The organism is Pseudomonas sp. AMR01 (genome assembly GCF_041946035.1).
In the GTDB taxonomy this organism is placed as follows: Bacteria; Pseudomonadota; Gammaproteobacteria; order Pseudomonadales; family Pseudomonadaceae; genus Aquipseudomonas; species Aquipseudomonas antarctica_B.
Window position 1 is genome coordinate 1 of the sequence record NZ_JAUTYR010000002.1, and the last position, 22,400, is coordinate 22,400.

The 22,400-nt window shown below is 54.8% G+C and carries 20 protein-coding genes and 4 tRNA genes; all 24 read left to right on the forward strand.

The window, feature by feature from the left end; all coding sequences use genetic code 11:
* Positions 1-199: 199 nt before the first annotated feature.
* The 24 genes from birA (at position 200) to rplB (ending at position 22,393) form a co-directional block, all read left to right on the forward strand.
* A complete protein-coding gene (gene birA, locus Q7C20_RS01825; RefSeq protein ID WP_375064859.1) occupies positions 200-1,159 on the forward strand; it encodes a bifunctional biotin--[acetyl-CoA-carboxylase] ligase/biotin operon repressor BirA in 960 nt (319 codons plus the stop codon).
* Positions 1,149-1,898 carry a pantothenate kinase gene (locus Q7C20_RS01830; RefSeq protein WP_375064861.1) on the forward strand — a complete coding sequence of 250 codons (750 nt, stop codon included), beginning with the start codon at positions 1,149-1,151 and terminating at the stop codon, positions 1,896-1,898. The genes birA and Q7C20_RS01830 overlap by 11 nt, the downstream gene beginning before the upstream one ends.
* A 7-nt stretch (positions 1,899-1,905) precedes the next feature.
* Positions 1,906-2,352 (forward strand): hypothetical protein, encoded by a 447-nt coding sequence (locus Q7C20_RS01835; protein WP_375064863.1) that lies wholly within the window; start codon positions 1,906-1,908, stop codon positions 2,350-2,352.
* A 143-nt stretch (positions 2,353-2,495) separates the two neighbouring features.
* Positions 2,496-2,580: transfer RNA gene (locus tag Q7C20_RS01840), tRNA-Tyr, on the forward strand.
* A gap of 23 nt (positions 2,581-2,603) precedes the next feature.
* Positions 2,604-2,677 (forward strand) — tRNA-Gly (locus Q7C20_RS01845).
* A 26-nt stretch (positions 2,678-2,703) separates the two neighbouring features.
* Positions 2,704-2,779, forward strand: a tRNA-Thr gene (locus Q7C20_RS01850).
* A 161-nt stretch (positions 2,780-2,940) separates the two neighbouring features.
* Positions 2,941-3,016: transfer RNA gene (locus Q7C20_RS01855), tRNA-Trp, on the forward strand.
* Positions 3,017-3,061: 45 nt separating this feature from the next.
* A complete protein-coding gene (secE, locus tag Q7C20_RS01860; protein ID WP_003232399.1) occupies positions 3,062-3,430 on the forward strand; it encodes a preprotein translocase subunit SecE in 369 nt (122 codons plus the stop codon).
* A 9-nt stretch (positions 3,431-3,439) separates the two neighbouring features.
* Positions 3,440-3,973, forward strand: coding sequence for a transcription termination/antitermination protein NusG (nusG, locus tag Q7C20_RS01865; protein ID WP_003176436.1), 534 nt, complete (start codon positions 3,440-3,442; stop codon positions 3,971-3,973).
* Positions 3,974-4,090: 117 nt separating this feature from the next.
* Positions 4,091-4,522, forward strand: a complete 432-nt coding sequence (gene rplK / locus Q7C20_RS01870; protein ID WP_003210097.1) for a 50S ribosomal protein L11 — start codon at positions 4,091-4,093, stop codon at positions 4,520-4,522.
* Positions 4,522-5,217, forward strand: a complete 696-nt coding sequence (gene rplA, locus Q7C20_RS01875) for a 50S ribosomal protein L1 (RefSeq protein WP_003232403.1) — start codon at positions 4,522-4,524, stop codon at positions 5,215-5,217. The genes rplK and rplA overlap by 1 nt, the downstream gene beginning before the upstream one ends.
* A gap of 199 nt (positions 5,218-5,416) precedes the next feature.
* Complete coding sequence (gene rplJ / locus Q7C20_RS01880; RefSeq protein WP_276195110.1) at positions 5,417-5,917, forward strand: 50S ribosomal protein L10; 501 nt, start codon at positions 5,417-5,419, stop codon at positions 5,915-5,917.
* 78 nt (positions 5,918-5,995) lie between these two features.
* Positions 5,996-6,361, forward strand: a complete 366-nt coding sequence (gene rplL / locus Q7C20_RS01885; RefSeq protein WP_092230792.1) for a 50S ribosomal protein L7/L12 — start codon at positions 5,996-5,998, stop codon at positions 6,359-6,361.
* Between the two features lie 219 nt (positions 6,362-6,580).
* Positions 6,581-10,654 carry a DNA-directed RNA polymerase subunit beta gene (gene rpoB, locus Q7C20_RS01890; protein WP_375064881.1) on the forward strand — a complete coding sequence of 1,358 codons (4,074 nt, stop codon included), beginning with the start codon at positions 6,581-6,583 and terminating at the stop codon, positions 10,652-10,654.
* A 64-nt stretch (positions 10,655-10,718) separates the two neighbouring features.
* Positions 10,719-14,918 (forward strand): DNA-directed RNA polymerase subunit beta', encoded by a 4,200-nt coding sequence (gene rpoC, locus Q7C20_RS01895; protein ID WP_375064883.1) that lies wholly within the window; start codon positions 10,719-10,721, stop codon positions 14,916-14,918.
* Between the two features lie 216 nt (positions 14,919-15,134).
* The gene (gene rpsL / locus Q7C20_RS01900) at positions 15,135-15,506 is read left to right on the forward strand and encodes a 30S ribosomal protein S12 (protein WP_002555494.1); all 372 of its coding nucleotides are present in this window, start codon (positions 15,135-15,137) and stop codon (positions 15,504-15,506) included.
* A gap of 118 nt (positions 15,507-15,624) precedes the next feature.
* The gene (gene rpsG / locus Q7C20_RS01905) at positions 15,625-16,095 is read left to right on the forward strand and encodes a 30S ribosomal protein S7 (protein ID WP_002555493.1); all 471 of its coding nucleotides are present in this window, start codon (positions 15,625-15,627) and stop codon (positions 16,093-16,095) included.
* Positions 16,096-16,125: 30 nt separating this feature from the next.
* Positions 16,126-18,231: an elongation factor G gene (gene fusA, locus Q7C20_RS01910; protein WP_076016466.1), complete on the forward strand. Its 2,106-nt coding sequence runs from the start codon at positions 16,126-16,128 to the stop codon at positions 18,229-18,231.
* Positions 18,232-18,261: 30 nt separating this feature from the next.
* Positions 18,262-19,455: an elongation factor Tu gene (gene tuf / locus Q7C20_RS01915; RefSeq protein WP_095109688.1), complete on the forward strand. Its 1,194-nt coding sequence runs from the start codon at positions 18,262-18,264 to the stop codon at positions 19,453-19,455.
* Between the two features lie 159 nt (positions 19,456-19,614).
* Positions 19,615-19,926, forward strand: a complete 312-nt coding sequence (gene rpsJ, locus Q7C20_RS01920) for a 30S ribosomal protein S10 (protein WP_003186070.1) — start codon at positions 19,615-19,617, stop codon at positions 19,924-19,926.
* A gap of 81 nt (positions 19,927-20,007) precedes the next feature.
* Complete coding sequence (gene rplC, locus Q7C20_RS01925; RefSeq protein WP_003194649.1) at positions 20,008-20,643, forward strand: 50S ribosomal protein L3; 636 nt, start codon at positions 20,008-20,010, stop codon at positions 20,641-20,643.
* 12 nt (positions 20,644-20,655) lie between these two features.
* The gene (rplD, locus tag Q7C20_RS01930) at positions 20,656-21,258 is read left to right on the forward strand and encodes a 50S ribosomal protein L4 (protein ID WP_003176424.1); all 603 of its coding nucleotides are present in this window, start codon (positions 20,656-20,658) and stop codon (positions 21,256-21,258) included.
* Entirely contained in the window at positions 21,255-21,554 is a 300-nt protein-coding gene (gene rplW / locus Q7C20_RS01935; protein WP_002555488.1) for a 50S ribosomal protein L23, read from the forward strand. The genes rplD and rplW overlap by 4 nt, the downstream gene beginning before the upstream one ends.
* Positions 21,555-21,568: 14 nt before the next feature.
* Positions 21,569-22,393 (forward strand): 50S ribosomal protein L2, encoded by an 825-nt coding sequence (gene rplB, locus Q7C20_RS01940; protein WP_003176423.1) that lies wholly within the window; start codon positions 21,569-21,571, stop codon positions 22,391-22,393.
* The last annotated feature ends 7 nt before the right edge of the window (positions 22,394-22,400 follow it).

Consider the following 22,400-nt stretch of genomic DNA (forward strand, 5'->3'; position numbering starts at 1 on the left):
TCCCCATGTGAGAGTAGGTCATCGTCAAGATTAAATTCCAGAACCCCTGTTTGCTAACGCAAGCAGGGGTTTTGTTTTGGGCGGTCGGAAAGTGAGCCAAGCCATCTTAGGGCGTTCTTCGGCGCTAAAGTCAGGCCATTTCTATGCAATGGCGTTACGCATGGCTATCATGCCTGCCTCATTGTGAGGCGATACTTGCATGCTGACGTTGTTGAAACTCTTGAAAGATGGCCGATTCCATTCCGGAGAAGCGCTGGGCGCTGCCCTGGGCGTCAGTCGTAGTGCTGTCTGGAAACAACTCCAGAATCTTGAGGCTGAATTAAGTCTGCCCATCCATAAAGTTCGTGGCAAGGGGTATCAGCTTGCTTCGCCGCTGGTGCTTTTGAATGCTGAAGGCATCGCCGAAAATGCCGCGCCTTTGACGTGGCCGATCCATATTTCAGAATCAATAGATTCGACCAACGCAGAAGCTTTGCGCCTTGTTGGGGCAGGCTGTTCCGCGCCATTTCTAGTGCTTGCCGAGCAGCAAACGGCGGGAAGGGGGCGACGAGGTCGTACCTGGGTCAGCCCATTTGCGCAGAATGTGTATTACAGCCTTGTGTTGCGTATTGAGGGTGGGTTGCGGCAATTGGAGGGTCTCAGCCTTGTTGTAGGGCTTGCAGTTATGCACGCGCTGCGAGGGGTGGGTGTGCAAGGTGCGGCGTTAAAGTGGCCAAACGATGTGCTGGTTGGTCAGAAGAAAATTGCAGGTATCTTGCTCGAGCTGGTCGGGGATCCTGCTGATATCTGTCACGTTGTGCTGGGGATAGGCATTAATGTGAATATGCAGAAGGCTGCAGAGGTCGATCAGCAATGGACTTCTGTGGGGCTCGAAAAGGGGTCTCCGATCGACCGTAATTATCTGGTTGCACAACTGAGTCTGCAGCTGCAGGCCTACCTTGATCGGCATAAGTCTTCAGGATTCGCCGCACTCCAGGACGAGTGGGAACAACATCACTTGTGGCAAGGAAAGGCGGTGTCCCTCATTGCAGGTGTGAACCAGATAGATGGAGTGGTGCTTGGTGTTGATCGCCAGGGCGCTCTGCGTTTGAGTGTTGATGGTGTCGAGAAAATATACAGCGGTGGTGAGTTAAGCCTGAGGTTGCGTCATGATTCTTGAGCTCGACTGTGGAAATAGTTTTATCAAGTGGCGTGTGCTTGAGTCGAGTAAGGCTAATGCCTCCGTAGGAGGGGTGGTTGGTTCTGATGTCGCATTGATTGAAAGCCTGATCGCGATTCCCGGTTTGTTGCTGACGCGTTGCCGCCTTGTGAGTGTTCGGGCGGCGGATGAGACCCACGAGCTGGTCAAGGCATTGGAGAGCGCCTTTGGGGTGGCTGTATCGTGTGCGACCTCTGCGCGGGAGATGGCGGGAGTGCGCAACGGTTATGACGAGTTCGAGCGGCTAGGACTTGATCGTTGGCTGGCAATGCTGGGTGGGTTTAAGTTAGCTTCGGGTGCGTGCCTGGTGCTCGATTTTGGCACCGCAGCAACTGCAGATTTTATCGCCGCCGATGGCGAGCATCTTGGTGGGTTCATTTGCCCGGGAATGCCCCTGATGCGCAACCAGTTGCGCACGCACACACGCAAGATTCGCTATGACGACGCTGCTGCCGAAAGAGCTGTTGAGCGATTGTCTCCAGGTCGCACAACCGTGGAGGCTGTTGAGCGTGGTTGTACGCTGATGCTCAGAGGGTTCGTGCTCACTCAGCTTGAATTGGCCCAAAATTACTGGGGTGATGACTTCACCGTGTTCTTGACTGGCGGGGATGCTGACCTGGTCTCGGATGCGGTACCGCAGGCTCGGCTAGTGCCGGATCTGGTTTTTGTGGGTCTAGCGATGGCGTGCCCTTTGTCCTGAGGTATTTATGCGTTGGCTGTTTCTGCTTCTGCTCGTTCTCAATGCCTTTTATTACATTTGGCATCAACAAGAGGCTCCGTTACGCGCCAAGGATGTCACTCCCCTGAGTCTTTACCGGGGTTCTCAGCAGGATATCCGGCTATTAAGCGAGTCTGCTGACTCCGTGGTGCGTCGCGATCGAGCAAAAGCTCCCGATGCGCAAAATACATGTCTGTATATCGGGGGGTTCGCTGATCAGCGGCAAGCTCAGTCGGTCGAGCAGCGCCTCATGAGTCTGGACATCAAGTCTAAGGTCCAGTTGTTGAATACGTCTGAAGCTTCGGGGTACTGGCTTCGTGTCGCCCCGGAAAGCAGACGCTTGGCCGACGATCTGCCCTTTGAAAACCTTGCTAAGGAATTCAATGAGTTAAAACATAAAATATTGTTGTGCGAAGGCGTTGCAACTCTCGAATAGTTTGCATAGAATGGCGCCCGCTTCGCAGTGAAGACCTTAACGGTCTACGGTGTGAAGCGAAGGTCAACGCAGCTAACCTCATATTTTTAAATGAGAAAATGCTTGACAGAAGGCCGGCGTGATGTAGAATGCCGGCTCGCTTAGGAGGGGTTCCCGAGCGGCCAAAGGGATCAGACTGTAAATCTGACGTCTACGACTTCGAAGGTTCGAATCCTTCCCCCTCCACCATTTTAGCGTGAGCTGCAAGCTCCGCGGGTATAGTTTAGTGGTAGAACCTCAGCCTTCCAAGCTGATGATGCGGGTTCGATTCCCGCTACCCGCTCCAAGTTTGCAGGTTGTGCACGGTGTTTTGCTCTTGTAGCTCAGTTGGTAGAGCACACCCTTGGTAAGGGTGAGGTCAGCGGTTCAAATCCGCTCAAGAGCTCCATATAACAAGGCAGATATGAAAATATCTGCCTTTGTTTTAACAGCTACCTCGGCTTGATTGTGTTGTGCCTTGCTTTGTTGCTTGGTGATTTCAAGTGTCTTGGGGTTGGTTGTTGTAAAGTCTTTTTCAGGCCTGCATAATGGTCGGCCTGATTTTGTTTTAGGTCAGTAGCTCAATTGGCAGAGCGACGGTCTCCAAAACCGTAGGTTGGGGGTTCGATTCCCTCCTGACCTGCCAGATTCACGTGGTGTGTCTGGCTTTCTTTTCACAGGATCTTCATAGATGACTCCTAAGGCTGAAGCTCAAAGCTCTCGTTTCGATCTAGTCAAGTGGCTCGTTGTAGTCGCCTTGGTGGTCGTAGGCGTTGTTGGCAATCAGTACTATTCTGCTTCGCCGATCCTGTACCGTGTACTTGCTTTGCTTGCCCTTGCTGCTGTAGCTGCCTTTGTGGGCCTGCAGACTGCCAAGGGCAAGTCTTTCGCGGTCCTGGTAAAGGAAGCTCGCACCGAAATCCGTAAAGTCGTTTGGCCGACTCGCCAAGAAACCACGCAGACCACGTTGATCGTAGTGGCTGTTGTTCTGGTTATGGCGTTGCTGTTGTGGGGGCTCGATTCCCTGCTCGGCTGGCTTGTTTCCTTGATTGTTGGCTAAGGGTGTCCCGTGGCTAAGCGTTGGTACGTTGTGCATGCTTACTCGGGTTACGAGAAGCATGTTATGCGCTCTTTGCTGGAGCGCGTAAAGCTGGCAGGCATGGAAGATGGCTTCGGCGAAATTCTGGTTCCCACTGAAGAAGTGGTTGAAATGCGGAATGGTCAGAAGCGCAAAAGTGAACGCAAGTTCTTCCCTGGCTACGTGCTGGTTCAGATGGACATGAATGAAGGTACTTGGCACTTGGTCAAGGACACTCCTCGTGTTATGGGTTTCATCGGCGGTACCGCTGATAAACCTGCTCCGATCACTGACAAAGAGGCAGAAGCAATTCTGCGTCGCGTTGCTGACGGCAGCGACAAGCCCAAGCCGAAGACGTTGTTCGAGCCGGGGGAGGTTGTTCGTGTCACAGATGGTCCGTTTGCTGATTTCAACGGTACCGTCGAAGAAGTTAACTACGAAAAGAGCCGGATCCAAGTGGCGGTGCTCATTTTCGGACGCTCTACTCCGGTAGAGTTGGAGTTCAGTCAGGTCGAAAAGGTCTAACTGAGCAAGCATCCCAACCCCGCAGCCATAGGCTGTGGGGTTTTGTCGTCACTGGGATATACGCGCAAGTAACCGGGGAGCCTTTCGAGGCGCTTGAACCCGTAATTGGAGTGCCTCATGGCCAAGAAGATTACCGCTTACATCAAGCTGCAAGTGAAGGCCGCTCAGGCCAACCCAAGTCCACCTGTCGGTCCAGCTCTGGGCCAACACGGCGTGAACATCATGGAATTCTGCAAGGCCTTCAACGCCCGTACTCAGGGTATTGAGCCTGGTCTGCCGACTCCAGTGATCATCACTGTGTACAGCGACCGTAGCTTTACTTTCGAAACCAAGTCGACCCCGGCTTCGGTTTTGTTGAAGAAAGCTGCTGGTTTGACTAGCGGTTCCGCTCGTCCTAACACCGTTAAGGTTGGCACCGTAACTCGTGCTCAGCTGGAAGAAATCGCGAAAACCAAAAACGCGGATCTGACTGCAGCTGATATGGATGCAGCCGTGCGTACCATCGCCGGTTCTGCTCGTAGCATGGGCCTTAACGTGGAGGGTGTGTAATGGCTAAGCTGACCAAGCGCCAAAAGGCTATCGCCGGTAAAATCGAAGCGGGCAAGGCCTACAATTTTGTAGACGCTGCTGCTCTGCTGACCGAGCTGTCGACTGTCAAGTTCAGCGAGTCCGTTGACGTTGCTGTAAACCTGGGTGTTGACCCACGTAAATCCGACCAGGTCGTTCGTAGCGCTACTGTGCTGCCACACGGTACTGGCAAGACTGTACGTGTTGCTGTCTTCACCCAAGGCCCGGCAGCTGAAGCTGCTCTGGCCGCCGGCGCTGATCGCGTTGGCATGGACGACCTGGCTGCCGAAATGAAAGGCGGCGACCTGAACTATGACGTAGTTATTGCATCCCCGGATGCTATGCGCGTTGTAGGTCAGTTGGGTCAGATCCTCGGTCCACGTGGTCTGATGCCTAACCCTAAAGTCGGCACCGTAACGCCAGACGTAGCCACCGCGGTTAAAAACGCCAAGGCTGGTCAGGTTCGTTATCGCACCGACAAAAACGGCATCATTCACACTTCCGTTGGCAAAGTCGGCTTCGACGCCGTCAAGCTGAAGGAAAACGTTGAAGCCCTGATCGCTGATCTGAAGCGTATCAAGCCAGCTTCGTCGAAAGGTATCTACGTCAAGCGCGTTACCCTGAGCACCACTATGGGCCCAGGTCTGGTCATCGACCAAGGCTCGCTGGACGTATAAGACACACGTTGGCGCAAGCGATTGCGTCAATTGAAAAAATTGGGGTCCCTGCCTGGCGGGGGCTATCCAAGACCGTAGGCGGCGCAAGCCTTAAACCAAAAGCCTACGCAGATGGTGCTCCCGGTTCCTTACCGAATCAGACACCAAAACGACATCCGGCTCAGGCCAGATGAAACGGTAACAAGCAGGAGTTAAACCCGTGGCAATTAATCTCGAAGACAAGAAGGCCATCGTCGCTGAAGTCAACGAGGCTGCCAAAGCTGCTCTGTCCGCTGTCGTGGCTGATGCCCGTGGTGTGACAGTAAGCGCTATGACCGGACTCCGTAAAGAGGCTCGTGAAGCTGGCGTCTACGTACGTGTTGTACGTAACACCCTGCTCAAGCGCGCTGTTGCTGACACTGAATACAGTGTCCTCAACGACGTGTTCACCGGCCCGACTCTGATCGCATTCTCCACTGATCATCCAGGCGCTGCTGCCCGTTTGTTCAAGGAATTCGCCAAGAGTCAGGATAAGTTCGAGATCAAGGCAGCTGCGTTCGAGGGCAAGTTCCTCGCAGCTAACCAAATCGACGTACTGGCAACACTGCCGACCCGTAACGAAGCTATTTCTCAGCTGATGAGCGTGATTCAAGGCGCTACCAGCAAGTTGGCTCGTACTCTGGCCGCAGTTCGCGAGCAAAAAGAAGCTGCCGCGGCCTAAGGCTGAGCAAATTCTCTCGCGTTTTTTTGTTTATTTCGATGGCCGCGTAGGCCGTCCCCCAATTCAGGAAATACAGCAATGTCTATCTCCCAAGACGATATCCTCAACGCCGTAGCTGAAATGTCGGTTCTGCAGGTTGTTGAGCTGATCAAAGCTTTCGAAGAAAAATTCGGCGTTTCCGCTGCCGCTGCTTCCGCTGGTCCAGCTGCTGCTGCTGCCGTGGTTGAAGAGCAAACCGAATTCAACGTCATGCTGCTGGAAGCTGGCGAGAAGAAAGTAAACGTGATCAAGGCAGTACGTGAACTGACCGGTCTGGGCCTGAAAGAAGCCAAGGCTGTAGTTGACGGCGCTCCTGCCCAGGTTCTGGAAGCAGTGTCGAAAGACGCAGCTGACAAGGCTAAGGCCACTCTGGAAGAAGCAGGCGCTAAAGTCGAGCTGAAGTAAGTATCGACCTTGCGTTTCCAGCCCAAGCGTTAAGCTGAAGGCTGATGGCTGGTGGCTCTTGCCACCGGCCTTTTTCCGTTATTGGCTGTCGACTCGGTCGCCGCCATAAACGCGCTGTAGCCACCCGATGCGGTGGTGCAAACCATGGGGTTTGCAAGATTTTCTGGCTGCTCCCGTCGGAGGGGCCAAACAAGCAGGTGACCAAGCTGGGGAACGCTGATGGCTTACTCATATACTGAGAAAAAACGTATCCGCAAGGACTTTAGCAAGTTGCCGGACGTCATGGATGTCCCGTACCTTCTGGCTATCCAGCTGGATTCGTATCGTGAATTCTTGCAGGCGGGAGCGACCAAAGATCAGTTCCGCGACGTGGGCCTGCATGCGGCCTTCAAATCCGTTTTCCCGATCATCAGCTACTCCGGCAATGCTGCGCTGGAGTACGTGGGTTATCGCCTGGGCGAACCGGCATTTGATGTCAAAGAATGCGTGTTGCGCGGTGTTACGTACGCCGTACCTTTGCGGGTAAAAGTCCGCCTGATCATTTTCGACAAAGAATCGTCGAACAAAGCGATCAAGGACATCAAAGAGCAAGAAGTCTACATGGGCGAAATCCCACTGATGACTGAAAACGGTACCTTCGTTATCAACGGTACCGAGCGTGTGATCGTTTCCCAGCTGCACCGTTCCCCGGGCGTGTTCTTCGACCACGACCGCGGCAAGACGCACAGCTCCGGTAAGCTCCTTTACTCCGCGCGGATCATTCCGTACCGCGGTTCGTGGTTGGACTTCGAGTTCGACCCGAAAGACTGCGTGTTCGTGCGTATCGACCGTCGTCGCAAGCTGCCGGCCTCGGTACTGCTGCGCGCGCTCGGCTATACCACTGAGCAAGTGCTGGACGCTTTCTACACCACCAACGTATTCAGCCTGAAGGGTGAAACTCTCAGTCTGGAGCTGATTGCTTCGCGTCTGCGTGGTGAAATTGCCGTCCTGGATATCCAGGATGAAAACGGCAAGGTCATCGTTGAGGCTGGTCGCCGTATTACTGCGCGCCACATCAACCAGATCGAAAAAGCCGGTATCAAGTCGCTCGACGTGCCTTTGGACTATGTTCTGGGTCGTACGACCGCCAAGGTTATCGTTCACCCAGCCACCGGCGAAATCCTGGCTGAGTGCAACACCGAGCTGAACACCGAGATCCTGGCCAAAATCGCCAAGGCTCAGGTCGTTCGGATCGAAACCCTGTATACCAACGATATCGACTGCGGTCCGTTTGTCTCCGACACACTGAAGATCGACTCCACCAGCAACCAATTGGAAGCGCTGGTCGAGATCTATCGCATGATGCGTCCTGGCGAGCCACCGACCAAAGACGCTGCCGAGACCCTGTTCAACAACCTGTTCTTCAGCCCTGAGCGCTATGACCTGTCTGCGGTCGGCCGGATGAAGTTCAACCGTCGTATCGGTCGTACCGAGATCGAAGGTTCGGGCGTGTTGTGCAAGGAAGACATCGTCGCGGTACTGAAGACTCTGGTCGATATCCGTAACGGCAAAGGCATCGTCGATGACATCGACCACTTGGGTAACCGTCGTGTTCGCTGTGTAGGCGAAATGGCTGAAAACCAGTTCCGCGTTGGCCTGGTACGTGTTGAGCGTGCGGTCAAAGAGCGGCTGTCGATGGCCGAAAGCGAAGGCCTGATGCCGCAAGACCTGATCAACGCCAAGCCAGTGGCTGCGGCGGTGAAAGAGTTCTTCGGTTCCAGCCAGCTCTCGCAGTTCATGGACCAGAACAACCCGCTCTCCGAGATCACCCACAAGCGCCGTGTTTCCGCACTCGGCCCTGGCGGTTTGACCCGTGAGCGTGCAGGCTTTGAAGTTCGTGACGTACACCCGACGCACTACGGTCGTGTTTGCCCGATCGAAACGCCGGAAGGTCCGAACATCGGTCTGATCAACTCCCTGGCTGCTTATGCGCGCACCAACCAGTACGGCTTCCTTGAGAGCCCGTACCGTGTGGTGAAAGACGCTCTGGTCACCGACGAGATCGTGTTCCTGTCCGCTATCGAAGAAGCTGATCACGTGATCGCTCAGGCTTCGGCCACGATGAACGACAAGAAAATGCTGATCGACGAGCTGGTAGCTGTTCGTCACTTGAACGAGTTCACCGTCAAGGCGCCGGAAGACGTCACCTTGATGGACGTGTCGCCCAAGCAGGTAGTTTCGGTTGCAGCGTCGCTGATCCCGTTCCTGGAACACGATGACGCCAACCGTGCGTTGATGGGTTCCAACATGCAGCGTCAAGCTGTACCGACTTTGCGTGCTGACAAGCCGCTGGTAGGTACTGGCATGGAGCGTAACGTAGCGCGTGACTCCGGCGTTTGCGTCGTGGCTCGTCGTGGCGGCGTGATCGACTCCGTTGATGCCAGCCGTATCGTGGTTCGTGTTGCTGATGACGAAGTTGAAACTGGCGAAGCCGGTGTCGACATCTACAACCTGACCAAATACACCCGCTCCAACCAGAACACCTGCATCAACCAGCGTCCGCTGGTGAGCAAGGGTGATCGGGTTCAGCGCAGCGACATCATGGCTGACGGCCCGTCCACCGATATGGGTGAGCTGGCACTGGGTCAGAACATGCGCATCGCGTTCATGGCCTGGAACGGTTACAACTTCGAAGACTCCATCTGCCTGTCGGAACGAGTTGTACAAGAAGACCGTTTCACCACGATCCACATTCAGGAACTGACCTGCGTGGCGCGTGACACCAAGCTTGGGCCTGAAGAAATCACTGCAGACATCCCGAACGTGGGTGAAGCTGCACTGAACAAACTGGACGAAGCCGGTATCGTTTACGTAGGTGCTGAAGTTGGCGCAGGCGACATTCTGGTAGGTAAGGTCACTCCGAAAGGCGAGACCCAGCTGACTCCGGAAGAGAAGCTGTTGCGTGCCATCTTCGGTGAAAAAGCCAGCGACGTTAAAGACACCTCCCTGCGTGTACCTACCGGTACCAAGGGTACAGTCATCGACGTACAGGTCTTCACCCGTGACGGCGTTGAGCGTGATGCTCGTGCACTGTCCATCGAGAAGACCCAACTCGACGAGATCCGCAAGGACCTGAACGAAGAGTTCCGTATCGTTGAAGGCGCGACCTTCGAACGTCTGCGTTCCGCTCTGGTAGGCCGCAAGGCTGAAGGCGGCGCAGGTCTGAAGAAAGGTCAGGACATCACCGACGAAGTTCTCGACGGTCTTGAGCACGGCCAGTGGTTCAAACTGCGCATGGCTGAAGATGCTCTGAACGAGCAGCTCGAGAAAGCTCAGGCTTACATCGTTGATCGTCGCCGTCTGCTGGACGACAAGTTCGAGGACAAGAAGCGCAAACTGCAGCAGGGCGATGACCTGGCTCCAGGCGTGCTGAAAATCGTCAAGGTTTACCTGGCAATCCGTCGCCGCATCCAGCCGGGCGACAAGATGGCCGGTCGTCACGGTAACAAAGGTGTGGTCTCCGTGATCATGCCGGTTGAAGACATGCCGCACGATGCCAATGGCACCCCGGTCGACGTCGTCCTCAACCCGTTGGGCGTACCTTCGCGTATGAACGTTGGTCAGATCCTTGAAACCCACCTGGGCCTCGCGGCTAAAGGTCTGGGCGAGAAGATCAACCGTATGATCGAAGAGCAGCGCAAGGTTGCTGACCTGCGTAAGTTCCTGCACGAGATCTACAACGAGATCGGCGGTCGCAACGAAGAGCTGGACACCTTCACCGACCAGGAAATTCTGGATCTGGCGAAGAACCTGCGCGGCGGCGTTCCAATGGCTACCCCGGTGTTCGACGGTGCCAAGGAAAGCGAAATCAAGGCCATGCTGAAACTGGCAGACCTGCCAGAAAGCGGCCAGATGCAGCTGTTCGACGGCCGTACCGGCAACAAGTTTGAGCGCCCGGTTACTGTTGGCTACATGTACATGCTGAAGCTGAACCACTTGGTAGACGACAAGATGCACGCTCGTTCTACCGGTTCGTACAGCCTGGTTACCCAGCAGCCGCTGGGTGGTAAGGCTCAGTTCGGTGGTCAGCGTTTCGGGGAGATGGAGGTCTGGGCACTGGAAGCATACGGTGCTGCTTACACTCTGCAAGAAATGCTCACAGTGAAGTCGGACGATGTGAACGGTCGGACCAAGATGTACAAAAACATCGTGGACGGCGATCACCGTATGGAGCCGGGCATGCCCGAGTCTTTCAACGTGTTGATCAAAGAAATTCGTTCCCTCGGCATCGATATCGATCTGGAAACCGAATAACACGTGACGCGAATCGAGAGCGGGGCTGTACAGCCCGCTCTCTGCTCCGCCAGGAGGAAAGGCCTTGAAAGACCTACTGAATTTGCTGAAAAACCAGGGTCAAGTCGAAGAGTTCGACGCCATCCGTATTGGGTTGGCATCGCCTGAGATGATCCGTTCGTGGTCGTTCGGTGAAGTTAAAAAGCCGGAAACCATTAACTACCGTACGTTCAAACCTGAGCGTGACGGCCTGTTCTGCGCCAAGATCTTTGGCCCGGTTAAGGATTACGAGTGCCTGTGCGGTAAGTACAAGCGCTTGAAGCACCGTGGTGTGATCTGCGAGAAGTGCGGCGTTGAAGTTGCACTGGCCAAAGTTCGTCGTGAGCGCATGGCGCACATCGAGCTGGCTTCGCCGGTTGCCCACATCTGGTTCCTGAAATCGCTGCCGTCCCGTATCGGCTTGCTGATGGACATGACCCTGCGTGATATCGAGCGCGTTCTCTACTTCGAGAGCTACGTCGTTATCGACCCAGGCATGACCACCCTTGAAAAAGGTCAGCTGCTGAACGACGAGCAGTATTTCGAAGCGCTGGAAGAGTTCGGTGACGATTTCGATGCCCGCATGGGTGCCGAAGCTGTCCGTGAACTGCTGCACGCTATCGACCTGGAACACGAGATTGGCCGTCTGCGTGAAGAAATTCCGCAAACCAACTCCGAAACCAAAATTAAGAAGCTGTCCAAGCGTCTGAAGTTGATGGAAGCCTTCCAGGGTTCCGGCAACTTGCCAGAGTGGATGGTGCTGACCGTTCTGCCGGTTCTGCCGCCAGACCTGCGTCCGCTGGTACCGTTGGACGGTGGTCGTTTCGCGACGTCCGACCTCAACGACCTGTACCGCCGCGTGATCAACCGTAACAACCGCTTGAAGCGCCTGCTCGATCTGTCTGCTCCGGACATCATCGTGCGCAACGAAAAGCGTATGTTGCAAGAAGCGGTCGATGCTCTGCTCGACAACGGTCGTCGTGGCCGTGCTATTACCGGTTCGAACAAGCGTCCTCTGAAATCCCTGGCTGACATGATCAAGGGTAAGCAAGGTCGTTTCCGTCAGAACTTGCTCGGTAAGCGTGTTGACTACTCCGGTCGTTCGGTAATTACCGTAGGCCCGACCCTGCGTCTGCACCAGTGCGGTCTGCCTAAGAAGATGGCGCTTGAGCTGTTCAAGCCGTTCATCTTCGGCAAGCTGGAAATGCGCGGTCTCGCGACCACCATCAAAGCGGCCAAGAAAATGGTCGAGCGCGAGCTGCCAGAGGTTTGGGACGTTCTCGCTGAAGTGATTCGCGAACACCCGGTTCTCCTCAACCGTGCACCGACCCTTCACCGTCTGGGTATCCAGGCGTTTGAACCGGTACTGATCGAAGGTAAGGCTATCCAGCTGCACCCTCTGGTCTGTGCTGCGTACAACGCCGACTTCGACGGCGACCAAATGGCCGTGCACGTACCGCTGACACTGGAAGCCCAGTTGGAAGCGCGTGCGTTGATGATGTCGACCAACAACATTCTGTCGCCAGCCAACGGTGAGCCAATCATCGTTCCGTCGCAGGACGTTGTATTGGGTCTGTACTACATGACCCGTGAAGCGATCAACGCCAAGGGCGAAGGCCGCGTATTCGCTGACCTGCAGGAAGTTGACCGTGTGTTCCGTGCCGGCGAAGCCGCACTGCACGCCAAGGTTAAAGTGCGGATCAACGAAACCGTCAATGACCGTGATGGCGGCAGCGTGAGCGGCACCCGTATCGTCGACACCACCGTCGGCCGTGCGCTGCTGTATCAAGTTGTGCCAAAAGGCCTGTCGTACGACGTCGTCAACTTGCCGATGAAGAAAAAGGCGATCTCCAAGCTGATCAACCAGTGCTACCGCGTGGTTGGTTTGAAAGAGACCGTGATCTTCGCTGACCAGTTGATGTACACCGGCTTTGCTTATTCGACCATTTCCGGCGTTTCCATCGGCGTTAACGACTTCGTTATCCCGGATGAAAAAGCTCAAATCATCAATGCTGCTACTGATGAAGTGAAAGAGATCGAAAGCCAGTACGCCTCCGGCCTGGTAACCCAGGGCGAGAAGTACAACAAAGTGATCGACCTTTGGTCCAAGGCCAACGACGAAGTGTCGAAGGCGATGATGGCTAACCTCTCGAAAGAGAAAGTTATCGACCGTCATGGCGTAGAAGTCGATCAAGAGTCGTTCAACTCGATGTACATGATGGCCGACTCGGGCGCACGGGGTTCTGCTGCGCAGATCCGTCAGCTCGCCGGTATGCGTGGCCTGATGGCCAAGCCGGACGGTTCCATCATTGAAACGCCGATTACTGCGAACTTCCGTGAAGGTTTGAGCGTACTTCAGTACTTCATCTCCACTCACGGTGCTCGTAAAGGTTTGGCGGATACCGCGTTGAAGACCGCTAACTCCGGTTACCTGACTCGTCGTCTGGTAGACGTTGCGCAAGACTTGGTTGTGACTGAAGTCGACTGCGGTACCGAGCACGGTCTGCTGATGACTCCACACATCGAAGGCGGCGACGTTGTAGAGCCGTTGGGTGAGCGCGTACTGGGCCGAGTAATCGCCCGTGACGTATTCAAGCCAGGCACCGAGGAAATCATCGTTCCTGCCGGCACCCTGGTAGACGAAAAGTGGGTCGAGTTCATCGAACTCAACAGCATCGACGAAGTGATTGTTCGCTCGCCGATCAGCTGCGAAACCCGCTACGGCATTTGCGCCAAGTGCTACGGCCGTGACTTGGCTCGTGGTCACCAGGTGAACATCGGTGAAGCGGTCGGCGTTATTGCTGCCCAGTCCATCGGTGAGCCGGGTACCCAGCTGACCATGCGTACGTTCCACATCGGTGGTGCGGCAAGCCGGACCTCCGCAGCTGACAGCGTTCAGGTGAAGAATGGCGGTACTGTCCGTCTGCACAACCTGAAACACGTTGAGCGAGTGGATGGTTGCCTGGTTGCTGTATCCCGTTCCGGTGAGCTGGCAATCGCTGATGACTACGGTCGTGAGCGTGAGCGCTACAAGCTGCCGTACGGTGCTGTGATTTCGGTTAAAGAAGGTGACAAGGTCGACGCTGGCGCAATCGTGGCCAAGTGGGATCCGCACACTCACCCAATCGTTACCGAAATGAAAGGTACCGTGACCTACGTGGGCATGGAAGAAGGCATCACGATCAAGCGTCAGACTGACGAATTGACCGGTATGACCAACATTGAAGTACTCGACGCGAAAGATCGTCCAGCTGCCGGTAAAGACATTCGTCCTGCCGTGAAGATGGTCGATGACAACGGCAAGGACTTGTTGTTGCCAGGCACTGACGTAATCGCTCAGTACTTCCTGCCAGCCAACGCCTTGGTCGGTGTAGCGGATGGTGCGAAGATCGCGATCGGTGATGTTATCGCTCGTATCCCGCAAGAAACTTCGAAGACCCGTGACATCACCGGTGGTCTGCCGCGTGTTGCCGACTTGTTCGAAGCTCGTCGTCCGAAAGAAGCGTCGATTCTGGCTGAAGTCAGCGGCACCATCGCATTCGGTAAAGAGACCAAAGGCAAGCGCCGCTTGGTCATTACCCCGAACGACGGTACCGATCCGTACGAAGAGCTGATTCCGAAGTGGCGTCACCTGAACGTCTTCGAAGGCGAACAGGTAAACCGCGGCGAAGTTATCTCCGACGGCCCGAGCGATCCACACGACATCCTGCGTCTGCTGGGTGTGAGTGCGCTGGCCAAGTACATCGTTAACGAGATCCAGGACGTTTACCGTCTGCAAGGCGTGAAGATCAACGATAAGCACATCGAGACCATCCTGCGTCAGATGCTGCGTAAAGTTGAAATCGCTGAATCCGGCGATTCCAGTTTCATCAAGGGCGACCAGATGGAACTGACTCACGTACTCGTAGAGAACGAGCGTCTGGCTGGCGACGAGAAATTCGTTTCCAAGTTCACTCGTGTGTTGCTGGGTATCACCAAGGCGTCGTTGTCCACTGAGTCGTTCATCTCGGCGGCCTCCTTCCAGGAGACCACTCGCGTACTGACCGAAGCAGCGGTAACCGGCAAGCGCGATTACCTGCGCGGCCTGAAAGAGAACGTGGTCGTGGGTCGTTTGATCCCGGCAGGTACCGGTTTGGCTTACCACAGCGAGCGTAAGCGCCGCCGTGAAGCTGACAAGCCGTTGCGCGTAAGCGCCAGTGAAGTGGAAGCTGCACTGACCGAAGCGCTGAACTCAAGCGGTAACTGAGTTCTGCGGTAGATAAGTCCGGGCCCTGGCAGCCCCATTCGTCGGATCGAGGCAGTTTTGCCCCGGTTCGGCGAGAGGGGAGGTCGGGGCCTTGCCTTGACTGGGGACAAGATCCTCTTTAGACTCTTGTACCCCTAAATTTGGCGGGAATTCGTTCCTGCCATTTTGCTTTTCTTGCAAGACAATAGCGTCGCAAGACAACAGTGGAGCTAGTAGATGGCAACTATCAACCAGCTGGTACGTCAGCCGCGTAAGCGTATCGTCGAGAAATCCGACGTGCCTGCGCTGCAGAACTGCCCGCAACGTCGTGGCGTATGCACCCGTGTGTATACCACTACGCCGAAAAAACCTAACTCGGCACTGCGTAAAGTATGCCGTGTGCGCCTGACCAACGGTTTCGAGGTTTCCTCGTACATCGGTGGTGAAGGTCACAACCTGCAAGAGCACAGCGTGGTACTGATCCGCGGCGGTCGTGTAAAAGACTTGCCAGGTGTTCGTTACCACACCGTACGCGGCTCCTTGGATACCTCCGGCGTTAAAGGTCGTAACCAGGGTCGTTCGAAGTACGGTACCAAGAAGCCTAAGTAGTAGCGGCTTTTTGTAAAACTGAATCATCTTATTTTCTGAGTCGATAAGAGTAAGGTCGGAGGTGTCCCGAAAGGGCACAGATTCCGAGCGAACCTGAAGACCGTTTGAGGGCTTATCCATGCCAAGAAGACGCGTAGCAGCCAAGCGCGAAGTGCTTGACGATCCAAAATACGGAAGCCAAATTCTGGCCAAGTTCATGAACCACGTGATGGAAAGCGGCAAAAAAGCCGTTGCCGAGCGTATCGTTTATGGCGCGCTGGAAAAGGTTAAAGAACGCAAGAACAGCGACCCCCTGGAAATCTTCGAGAAAGCTCTCGACGCCATCGCTCCGCTGGTCGAAGTGAAGTCGCGCCGTGTAGGCGGTGCTACTTACCAGGTTCCGGTTGAAGTTCGCCCGTCCCGTCGTAACGCTCTGGCAATGCGCTGGTTGGTAGACTTCGCCCGTAAGCGCGGCGAGAAGTCTATGGCCCTGCGTTTGGCTGGCGAACTGTTGGACGCTGCTGAAGGTAAAGGTGCTGCTGTTAAGAAGCGTGAAGACGTGCACCGTATGGCTGAAGCTAACAAAGCTTTCTCGCACTACCGCTTCTAATCTTAGCTTCACTAATTTTGCGAGGGCTTTATGGCTCGTACTACTCCGATTAGCCGCTACCGTAACATCGGTATCGTTGCTCACGTGGATGCTGGTAAAACTACCACCACCGAGCGCGTACTGTTTTACACCGGCAAAAGTCACAAGATGGGCGAGGTGCATGATGGCGCCGCGACCACAGACTGGATGGTTCAGGAGCAGGAGCGTGGTATTACCATTACTTCTGCTGCTATTACCGCCTTCTGGAAAGGTTCCGAGAAGCAGTACAAGGATGAGCACCGCTTCAACGTCATCGATACCCCGGGCCACGTAGACTTCACCATTGAAGTTGAACGCTCCCTGCGCGTACTCGATGGCGCTGTCGTTGTGTTCTGCGGTACCTCGGGTGTTGAGCCTCAGTCGGAAACCGTATGGCGTCAAGCCAACAAATACGGCGTTCCACGTCTTGTTTACGTAAACAAGATGGACCGTGCTGGCGCCAACTTCCTGCGCGTGATCGGTCAGATCAAGCAGCGTCTGGGTCACACCCCGGTGCCAATCCAATTGGCTATCGGTTCCGAGGACAATTTCCAGGGCCAGATCGATCTGGTGACCATGGAAGCTGTTTACTGGAACGATGCTGACAAAGGTATGGTTCCTGTTCGCAAGCCTATCCCTGCTGAACTGCAGGAACTGGCTGACGAATGGCGCAACAACATGGTTGAAGCTGCGGCCGAAGCCAACGAAGAGCTGATGAACAAGTACCTCGAAGGTGAAGAGCTCACCAACGCGGAAATCAAGGCCGCTCTGCGTCAGCGTACTATCGCTGGTGAGATCGTCTTGGCTGTTTGCGGTTCCTCGTTCAAGAACAAGGGTGTTCCCCTGGTTCTCGATGCTGTGATCGACTACCTGCCGGCGCCGGTTGATATTCCTGCCATCAAGGGTACTGACCCGGATGACGAGACTATCGAGCTGGAGCGTCATGCAGACGACGCAGAACCGTTCTCCGCTCTGGCATTTAAAATTGCCACTGACCCATTCGTGGGTACCTTGACCTTCGTCCGCGTTTACTCGGGCGTGTTGAACTCCGGCGACGGCGTGATCAACTCGGTTAAAGGCAAGAAAGAGCGCGTGGGTCGTATGGTGCAAATGCACGCAAACGCCCGCGAAGAGATCAAGGAAGTACGCGCTGGTGACATCGCGGCCTTGATCGGCATGAAGGACGTCACCACTGGTGAAACCTTGTGCAACGCTGACAAGCCAATCATCCTCGTTCGTATGGACTTCCCGGAGCCGGTTATTTCGGTTGCCGTAGAGCCTAAGACCAAGGATGACCAGGAAAAAATGGGTATCGCTCTGGGCAAACTTGCTCAGGAAGATCCATCTTTCCGCGTTAAGACTGATGAAGAGACTGGTCAAACGATCATCTCTGGCATGGGCGAGCTGCACCTGGACATCCTGGTTGACCGGATGCGCCGTGAGTTCAACGTCGAAGCCAACATCGGTAAGCCTCAGGTTTCCTATCGTGAGCGCATCACGAAGAATTGCGAAATCGAAGGCAAATTCGTTCGTCAGTCCGGTGGTCGTGGTCAGTTCGGTCACTGCTGGATCCGTTTTGCTCCTGCTGACGAAGGTCAGGAAGGTTTGCAATTCGTGAACGAAGTAGTAGGTGGTGTTGTTCCTAAGGAATACATCCCTGCTATCCAGAAGGGTATCGAAGAGCAGATGAAGAACGGTGTTGTTGCCGGCTATCCGCTGATCGGCCTGAAAGCAACCGTTTTTGACGGTTCTTACCACGACGTCGACTCCAACGAGATGGCGTTTAAGGTGGCTGCTTCCATGGCAACCAAGCAACTGGCCCAGAAGGGCGGTGGTGAGTTGCTTGAGCCAATCATGGCGGTAGAAGTTGTTACACCTGAAGACTATATGGGTGATGTCATGGGCGACCTTAACCGTCGTCGCGGCATGATCTTGGGTATGGAAGACACGGTTTCCGGCAAAGTGATTCGCGCCGAGGTTCCGTTGGGTGAGATGTTCGGTTATGCGACCGACGTTCGCTCCATGTCCCAGGGTCGCGCAAGCTACTCTATGGAATTCAAAAAATACAACACAGCTCCGGCGCACATCGCTGAAACTGTATCCAAAAAACAAGGCTGATTCAGTCCTTTAGGCAAGGAGTTAATTGTCGTGGCTAAAGAAAAATTTGATCGTTCCCTACCGCACGTCAACGTTGGCACCATCGGTCACGTTGACCACGGTAAAACTACGCTGACTGCTGCTCTGACTCGTGTTTGCTCCGAGATTTTCGGTTCGGCTGTTGTTGACTTCGACAAGATCGACAGCGCGCCAGAAGAAAAAGCTCGTGGTATCACCATCAACACCGCTCACGTTGAATACAACTCGCTGATCCGTCACTACGCTCACGTTGACTGCCCAGGTCACGCTGACTATGTGAAGAACATGATCACCGGTGCTGCTCAAATGGACGGCGCAATCCTGGTTTGCTCGGCCGCTGACGGTCCGATGCCACAAACCCGTGAGCACATCCTGCTGTCCCGCCAGGTAGGCGTTCCGTACATCGTGGTTTACCTGAACAAGGCTGACCTGGTAGACGACGCTGAGCTGCTGGAACTGGTTGAGATGGAAGTGCGCGATCTGCTGAGCACTTACGACTTCCCAGGCGACGACACTCCGATCATCATCGGTTCTGCTCGTATGGCTCTGGAAGGCAAAGACGATAACGAAATGGGCACCACGTCCGTTCGTAAACTGGTTGAGACTCTGGACAGCTACATCCCAGATCCAGTCCGTGTTATCGACAAGCCGTTCCTGATGCCAATCGAAGACGTATTCTCGATCTCCGGTCGCGGTACTGTTGTGACTGGTCGTATCGAGCGCGGTATCGTCAAGGTTCAAGATCCACTGGAAATCGTTGGTCTGCGTGACACTACTGTCACCACCTGCACCGGTGTTGAAATGTTCCGTAAACTGCTCGACGAAGGTCGTGCTGGCGAGAACTGCGGCGTTCTGCTGCGTGGTACCAAGCGTGACGACGTTGAGCGTGGCCAGGTTCTGGTTAAGCCAGGTTCGGTTAAGCCGCACACCAAGTTCGAAGCTGAAGTGTATGTGCTGAGCAAAGAAGAAGGCGGTCGTCACACTCCGTTCTTCAAAGGCTACCGTCCACAGTTCTACTTCCGTACTACGGACGTGACTGGTAACTGCGAACTGCCGGAAGGCGTTGAAATGGTTATGCCAGGCGACAACATCAAAATGGTTGTTACCCTGATCAAAACCATCGCAATGGAAGACGGTCTGCGCTTCGCTATCCGTGAAGGCGGCCGTACCGTTGGTGCTGGCGTTGTAGCTAAAATCATCGAGTAATTATCTCTTCTGAGATGGTTTCGATGTTTTGAGAAGGCCCCCGCTTAGCGGGGGCCTTTTTTATTGGGTTGACACCCATCTGGGGCGTCTATAGAATTGCGCCTCCTTTTAACGGGCGTATTGCGCTCGGTGGGAATAGCAGCCGGAGTCTGAAATCCAATGCAAAATCAGCAAATCCGTATCAGGTTGAAGGCTTTTGACCATCGCCTGATCGACCAATCCACCCAGGAAATCGTGGAAACCGCGAAACGTACTGGTGCTCAAGTGCGTGGTCCAATTCCACTGCCTACCCGTAAAGAGCGGTTCACCGTTCTGGTCTCCCCGCACGTCAACAAAGACGCGCGTGACCAGTACGAGATCCGCACTCATAAGCGCGTACTGGACATCGTCCAGCCAACGGATAAAACCGTTGATGCACTTATGAAGCTTGATCTGGCGGCCGGTGTGGAAGTACAGATCAGCCTCGGCTAAGACTTGGGTCTTAGTCGTGTAACGCTCTGAAATGGGCGGCCATAGCGGGTGAAAGCCCCGTACACTCATGAGGTTTACAACATGACTATTGGTGTAGTCGGTCGTAAATGCGGTATGACCCGTATTTTCACCGAAGAAGGTGTCTCCATTCCGGTCACGGTCATTGAGATCGAACCGAATCGCGTCACCCAGTTCAAAACTGAAGAGACCGATGGCTATCGTGCAGTGCAAGTCACTGTCGGCGAGCGTCGTGCTTCGCGTGTGACTGCTGCTCAAGCAGGTCACTTCGCTAAAGCAAACGTTGCAGCTGGTCGCACTGTTATGGAGTTCCGTCTTGAAGATGGTGACTACCAGGCTGGCGATCTGATCAACGCTGAAATCTTCGCCGCTGGTCAACTGGTTGATGTAACCGGTCAGTCCAAGGGTAAAGGCTTCCAGGGTACGATCAAGCGTTGGAATTTCCGTGGTCAAGACAACACTCACGGTAACTCCGTCTCCCACCGCGTCCCGGGCTCTATTGGCCAGTGCCAGACTCCTGGTCGTGTATTCAAGGGCAAAAAAATGTCCGGTCATATGGGCGCTGAGCGCGTGACCGTGCAGTCCCTCGAAGTAGTGCGCGTCGACGCTGAACGCAATCTGTTGTTGGTCAAGGGTGCTGTTCCTGGCGCTACTGGCGGCAACCTGGTTGTACGTCCAGCGGCCAAGGCTCGCGGTTAAGGGGAAGCTGACATGCAATTAAATGTAAATGACGCTCAAGCGATCGAAGTTTCCGAACTGACATTTGGCGGCGAATTCAACGAGACGCTGGTTCACCAAGCAGTCGTGGCCTACATGGCCGGCGGCCGTCAAGGTAGCAAGCAGCAAAAGACCCGTTCCGACGTTCGTGGTGGCGGTAAGCGCCCTTGGCGTCAGAAAGGTACTGGCCGTGCTCGTGCCGGTACAATCCGTAGCCCAATCTGGCGTGGCGGTGGTACCACTTTCGCAGCTCGTCCACAGGATCACTCGCAGAAGCTCAACAAGAAGATGTACCGCGCAGCTCTGCGCTCCATCCTTGCTGAACTCGTACGTACTGATCGTCTGGTCGTGGTTCAGGACTTCGCTGTTGAAAGTCCAAAAACCAAAGATCTGCTGGGCAAACTGAACAACATGAGCCTGACCGACGTTTTGATCGTGTCTGAAGCTGTTGATCAGAACCTGTACCTGGCTGCTCGCAACCTGCCACACGTCGATGTACGTGATGTGCAAGGTTCCGATCCAGTTAGTCTGATCGCATACGACAAGGTGTTGATCACCGTGTCGGCCGTGAAGAAATTCGAGGAGCTGCTGGGATGAACCAGGAACGCGTATTTAAAGTTCTGCTTGGCCCGCACGTTTCCGAAAAGGCTACGGTTCTGGCTGACAAGAAAGGCCAGTTTGTTTTCAAGGTTGCAACTGACGCAACCAAGCTGGAAATCAAGAAGGCCGTCGAAAGCCTGTTCAGCGTGAAAGTAGAGCGTGTTACTACCCTGAATGTTCTGGGTAAGAGCAAGCGCACTGCTCGCGGTCTGGGCAAGCGTAATGACTGGAAGAAGGCAGTTATCTCCCTTCAGCCAGGCCAAGATCTCGATTTCAGCAGCAGTGCTGAGTAAGGAAGGGGTGCATCATGGCAATCGTTAAATGCAAACCGACTTCCCCTGGCCGCCGTTTTGTGGTCAAGGTGGTCAACCAGGAGCTGCATAAAGGCGCTCCTCACGCACCGCTGCTCGAGAAAAAATCGAAGACTGGTGGTCGTAACAACAATGGTCGTATTACCACTCGTCACATTGGTGGTGGCCATAAGCAGCATTATCGTCTGGTCGATTTCCGTCGCAACGACAAAGATGGCATCAGTGCCACTGTCGAGCGCATTGAATACGATCCAAACCGTACTGCTCACATCGCTCTGCTGCTGTACGCAGATGGCGAGCGTCGCTACATCATCGCCCCTAAAGGCGTGAGCGCTGGCGACCAGCTGATCGCAGGTGCTTTGGCACCGATCAAGCCGGGCAACGCTCTGCAACTGCGCAACATTCCAGTTGGTAGCACCGTACACGGCATCGAATTGAAGCCAGGTAAAGGCGCGCAAATCGCTCGTTCCGCTGGTGCTTCGGCTCAGCTGATCGCTCGTGAAGGTGTCTACGTGACCCTGCGTCTGCGTTCTGGTGAGATGCGTAAAGTGCTGGCTGAATGCCGCGCGACCCTGGGTGAAGTCTCGAACTCCGAGCACAGCCTGCGTTCGCTGGGTAAAGCTGGTGCCAAACGCTGGCGTGGCGTTCGCCCAACCGTTCGTGGTGTTGCCATGAACCCGGTTGACCACCCACACGGTGGTGGTGAAGGTCGTACCTCTGGTGGTCGTCATCCGGTATCGCCATGGGGCTTCCCGACTAAGGGCGCGAAGACTCGTGGTAATAAGCGTACCGACAAAATGATCGTCCGTCGTCGCAAGTAAATAGAGG

Coding starts and splice junctions, on each gene's coding strand:
- birA (WP_375064859.1), top strand. CDS start 200: ATGCTGACGTTGTTGAAACTCTTGAAAGATGGCCGATTCCATTCCGGA.
- Q7C20_RS01830 (WP_375064861.1), top strand. CDS start 1,149: ATGATTCTTGAGCTCGACTGTGGAAATAGTTTTATCAAGTGGCGTGTG.
- Q7C20_RS01835 (WP_375064863.1), top strand. CDS start 1,906: ATGCGTTGGCTGTTTCTGCTTCTGCTCGTTCTCAATGCCTTTTATTAC.
- secE (WP_003232399.1), top strand. CDS start 3,062: ATGACTCCTAAGGCTGAAGCTCAAAGCTCTCGTTTCGATCTAGTCAAG.
- rplK (WP_003210097.1), top strand. CDS start 4,091: ATGGCCAAGAAGATTACCGCTTACATCAAGCTGCAAGTGAAGGCCGCT.
- rplA (WP_003232403.1), top strand. CDS start 4,522: ATGGCTAAGCTGACCAAGCGCCAAAAGGCTATCGCCGGTAAAATCGAA.
- rplL (WP_092230792.1), top strand. CDS start 5,996: ATGTCTATCTCCCAAGACGATATCCTCAACGCCGTAGCTGAAATGTCG.
- rpoB (WP_375064881.1), top strand. CDS start 6,581: ATGGCTTACTCATATACTGAGAAAAAACGTATCCGCAAGGACTTTAGC.
- rpsL (WP_002555494.1), top strand. CDS start 15,135: ATGGCAACTATCAACCAGCTGGTACGTCAGCCGCGTAAGCGTATCGTC.
- rpsG (WP_002555493.1), top strand. CDS start 15,625: ATGCCAAGAAGACGCGTAGCAGCCAAGCGCGAAGTGCTTGACGATCCA.
- fusA (WP_076016466.1), top strand. CDS start 16,126: ATGGCTCGTACTACTCCGATTAGCCGCTACCGTAACATCGGTATCGTT.
- rpsJ (WP_003186070.1), top strand. CDS start 19,615: ATGCAAAATCAGCAAATCCGTATCAGGTTGAAGGCTTTTGACCATCGC.
- rplC (WP_003194649.1), top strand. CDS start 20,008: ATGACTATTGGTGTAGTCGGTCGTAAATGCGGTATGACCCGTATTTTC.
- rplD (WP_003176424.1), top strand. CDS start 20,656: ATGCAATTAAATGTAAATGACGCTCAAGCGATCGAAGTTTCCGAACTG.
- rplW (WP_002555488.1), top strand. CDS start 21,255: ATGAACCAGGAACGCGTATTTAAAGTTCTGCTTGGCCCGCACGTTTCC.
- rplB (WP_003176423.1), top strand. CDS start 21,569: ATGGCAATCGTTAAATGCAAACCGACTTCCCCTGGCCGCCGTTTTGTG.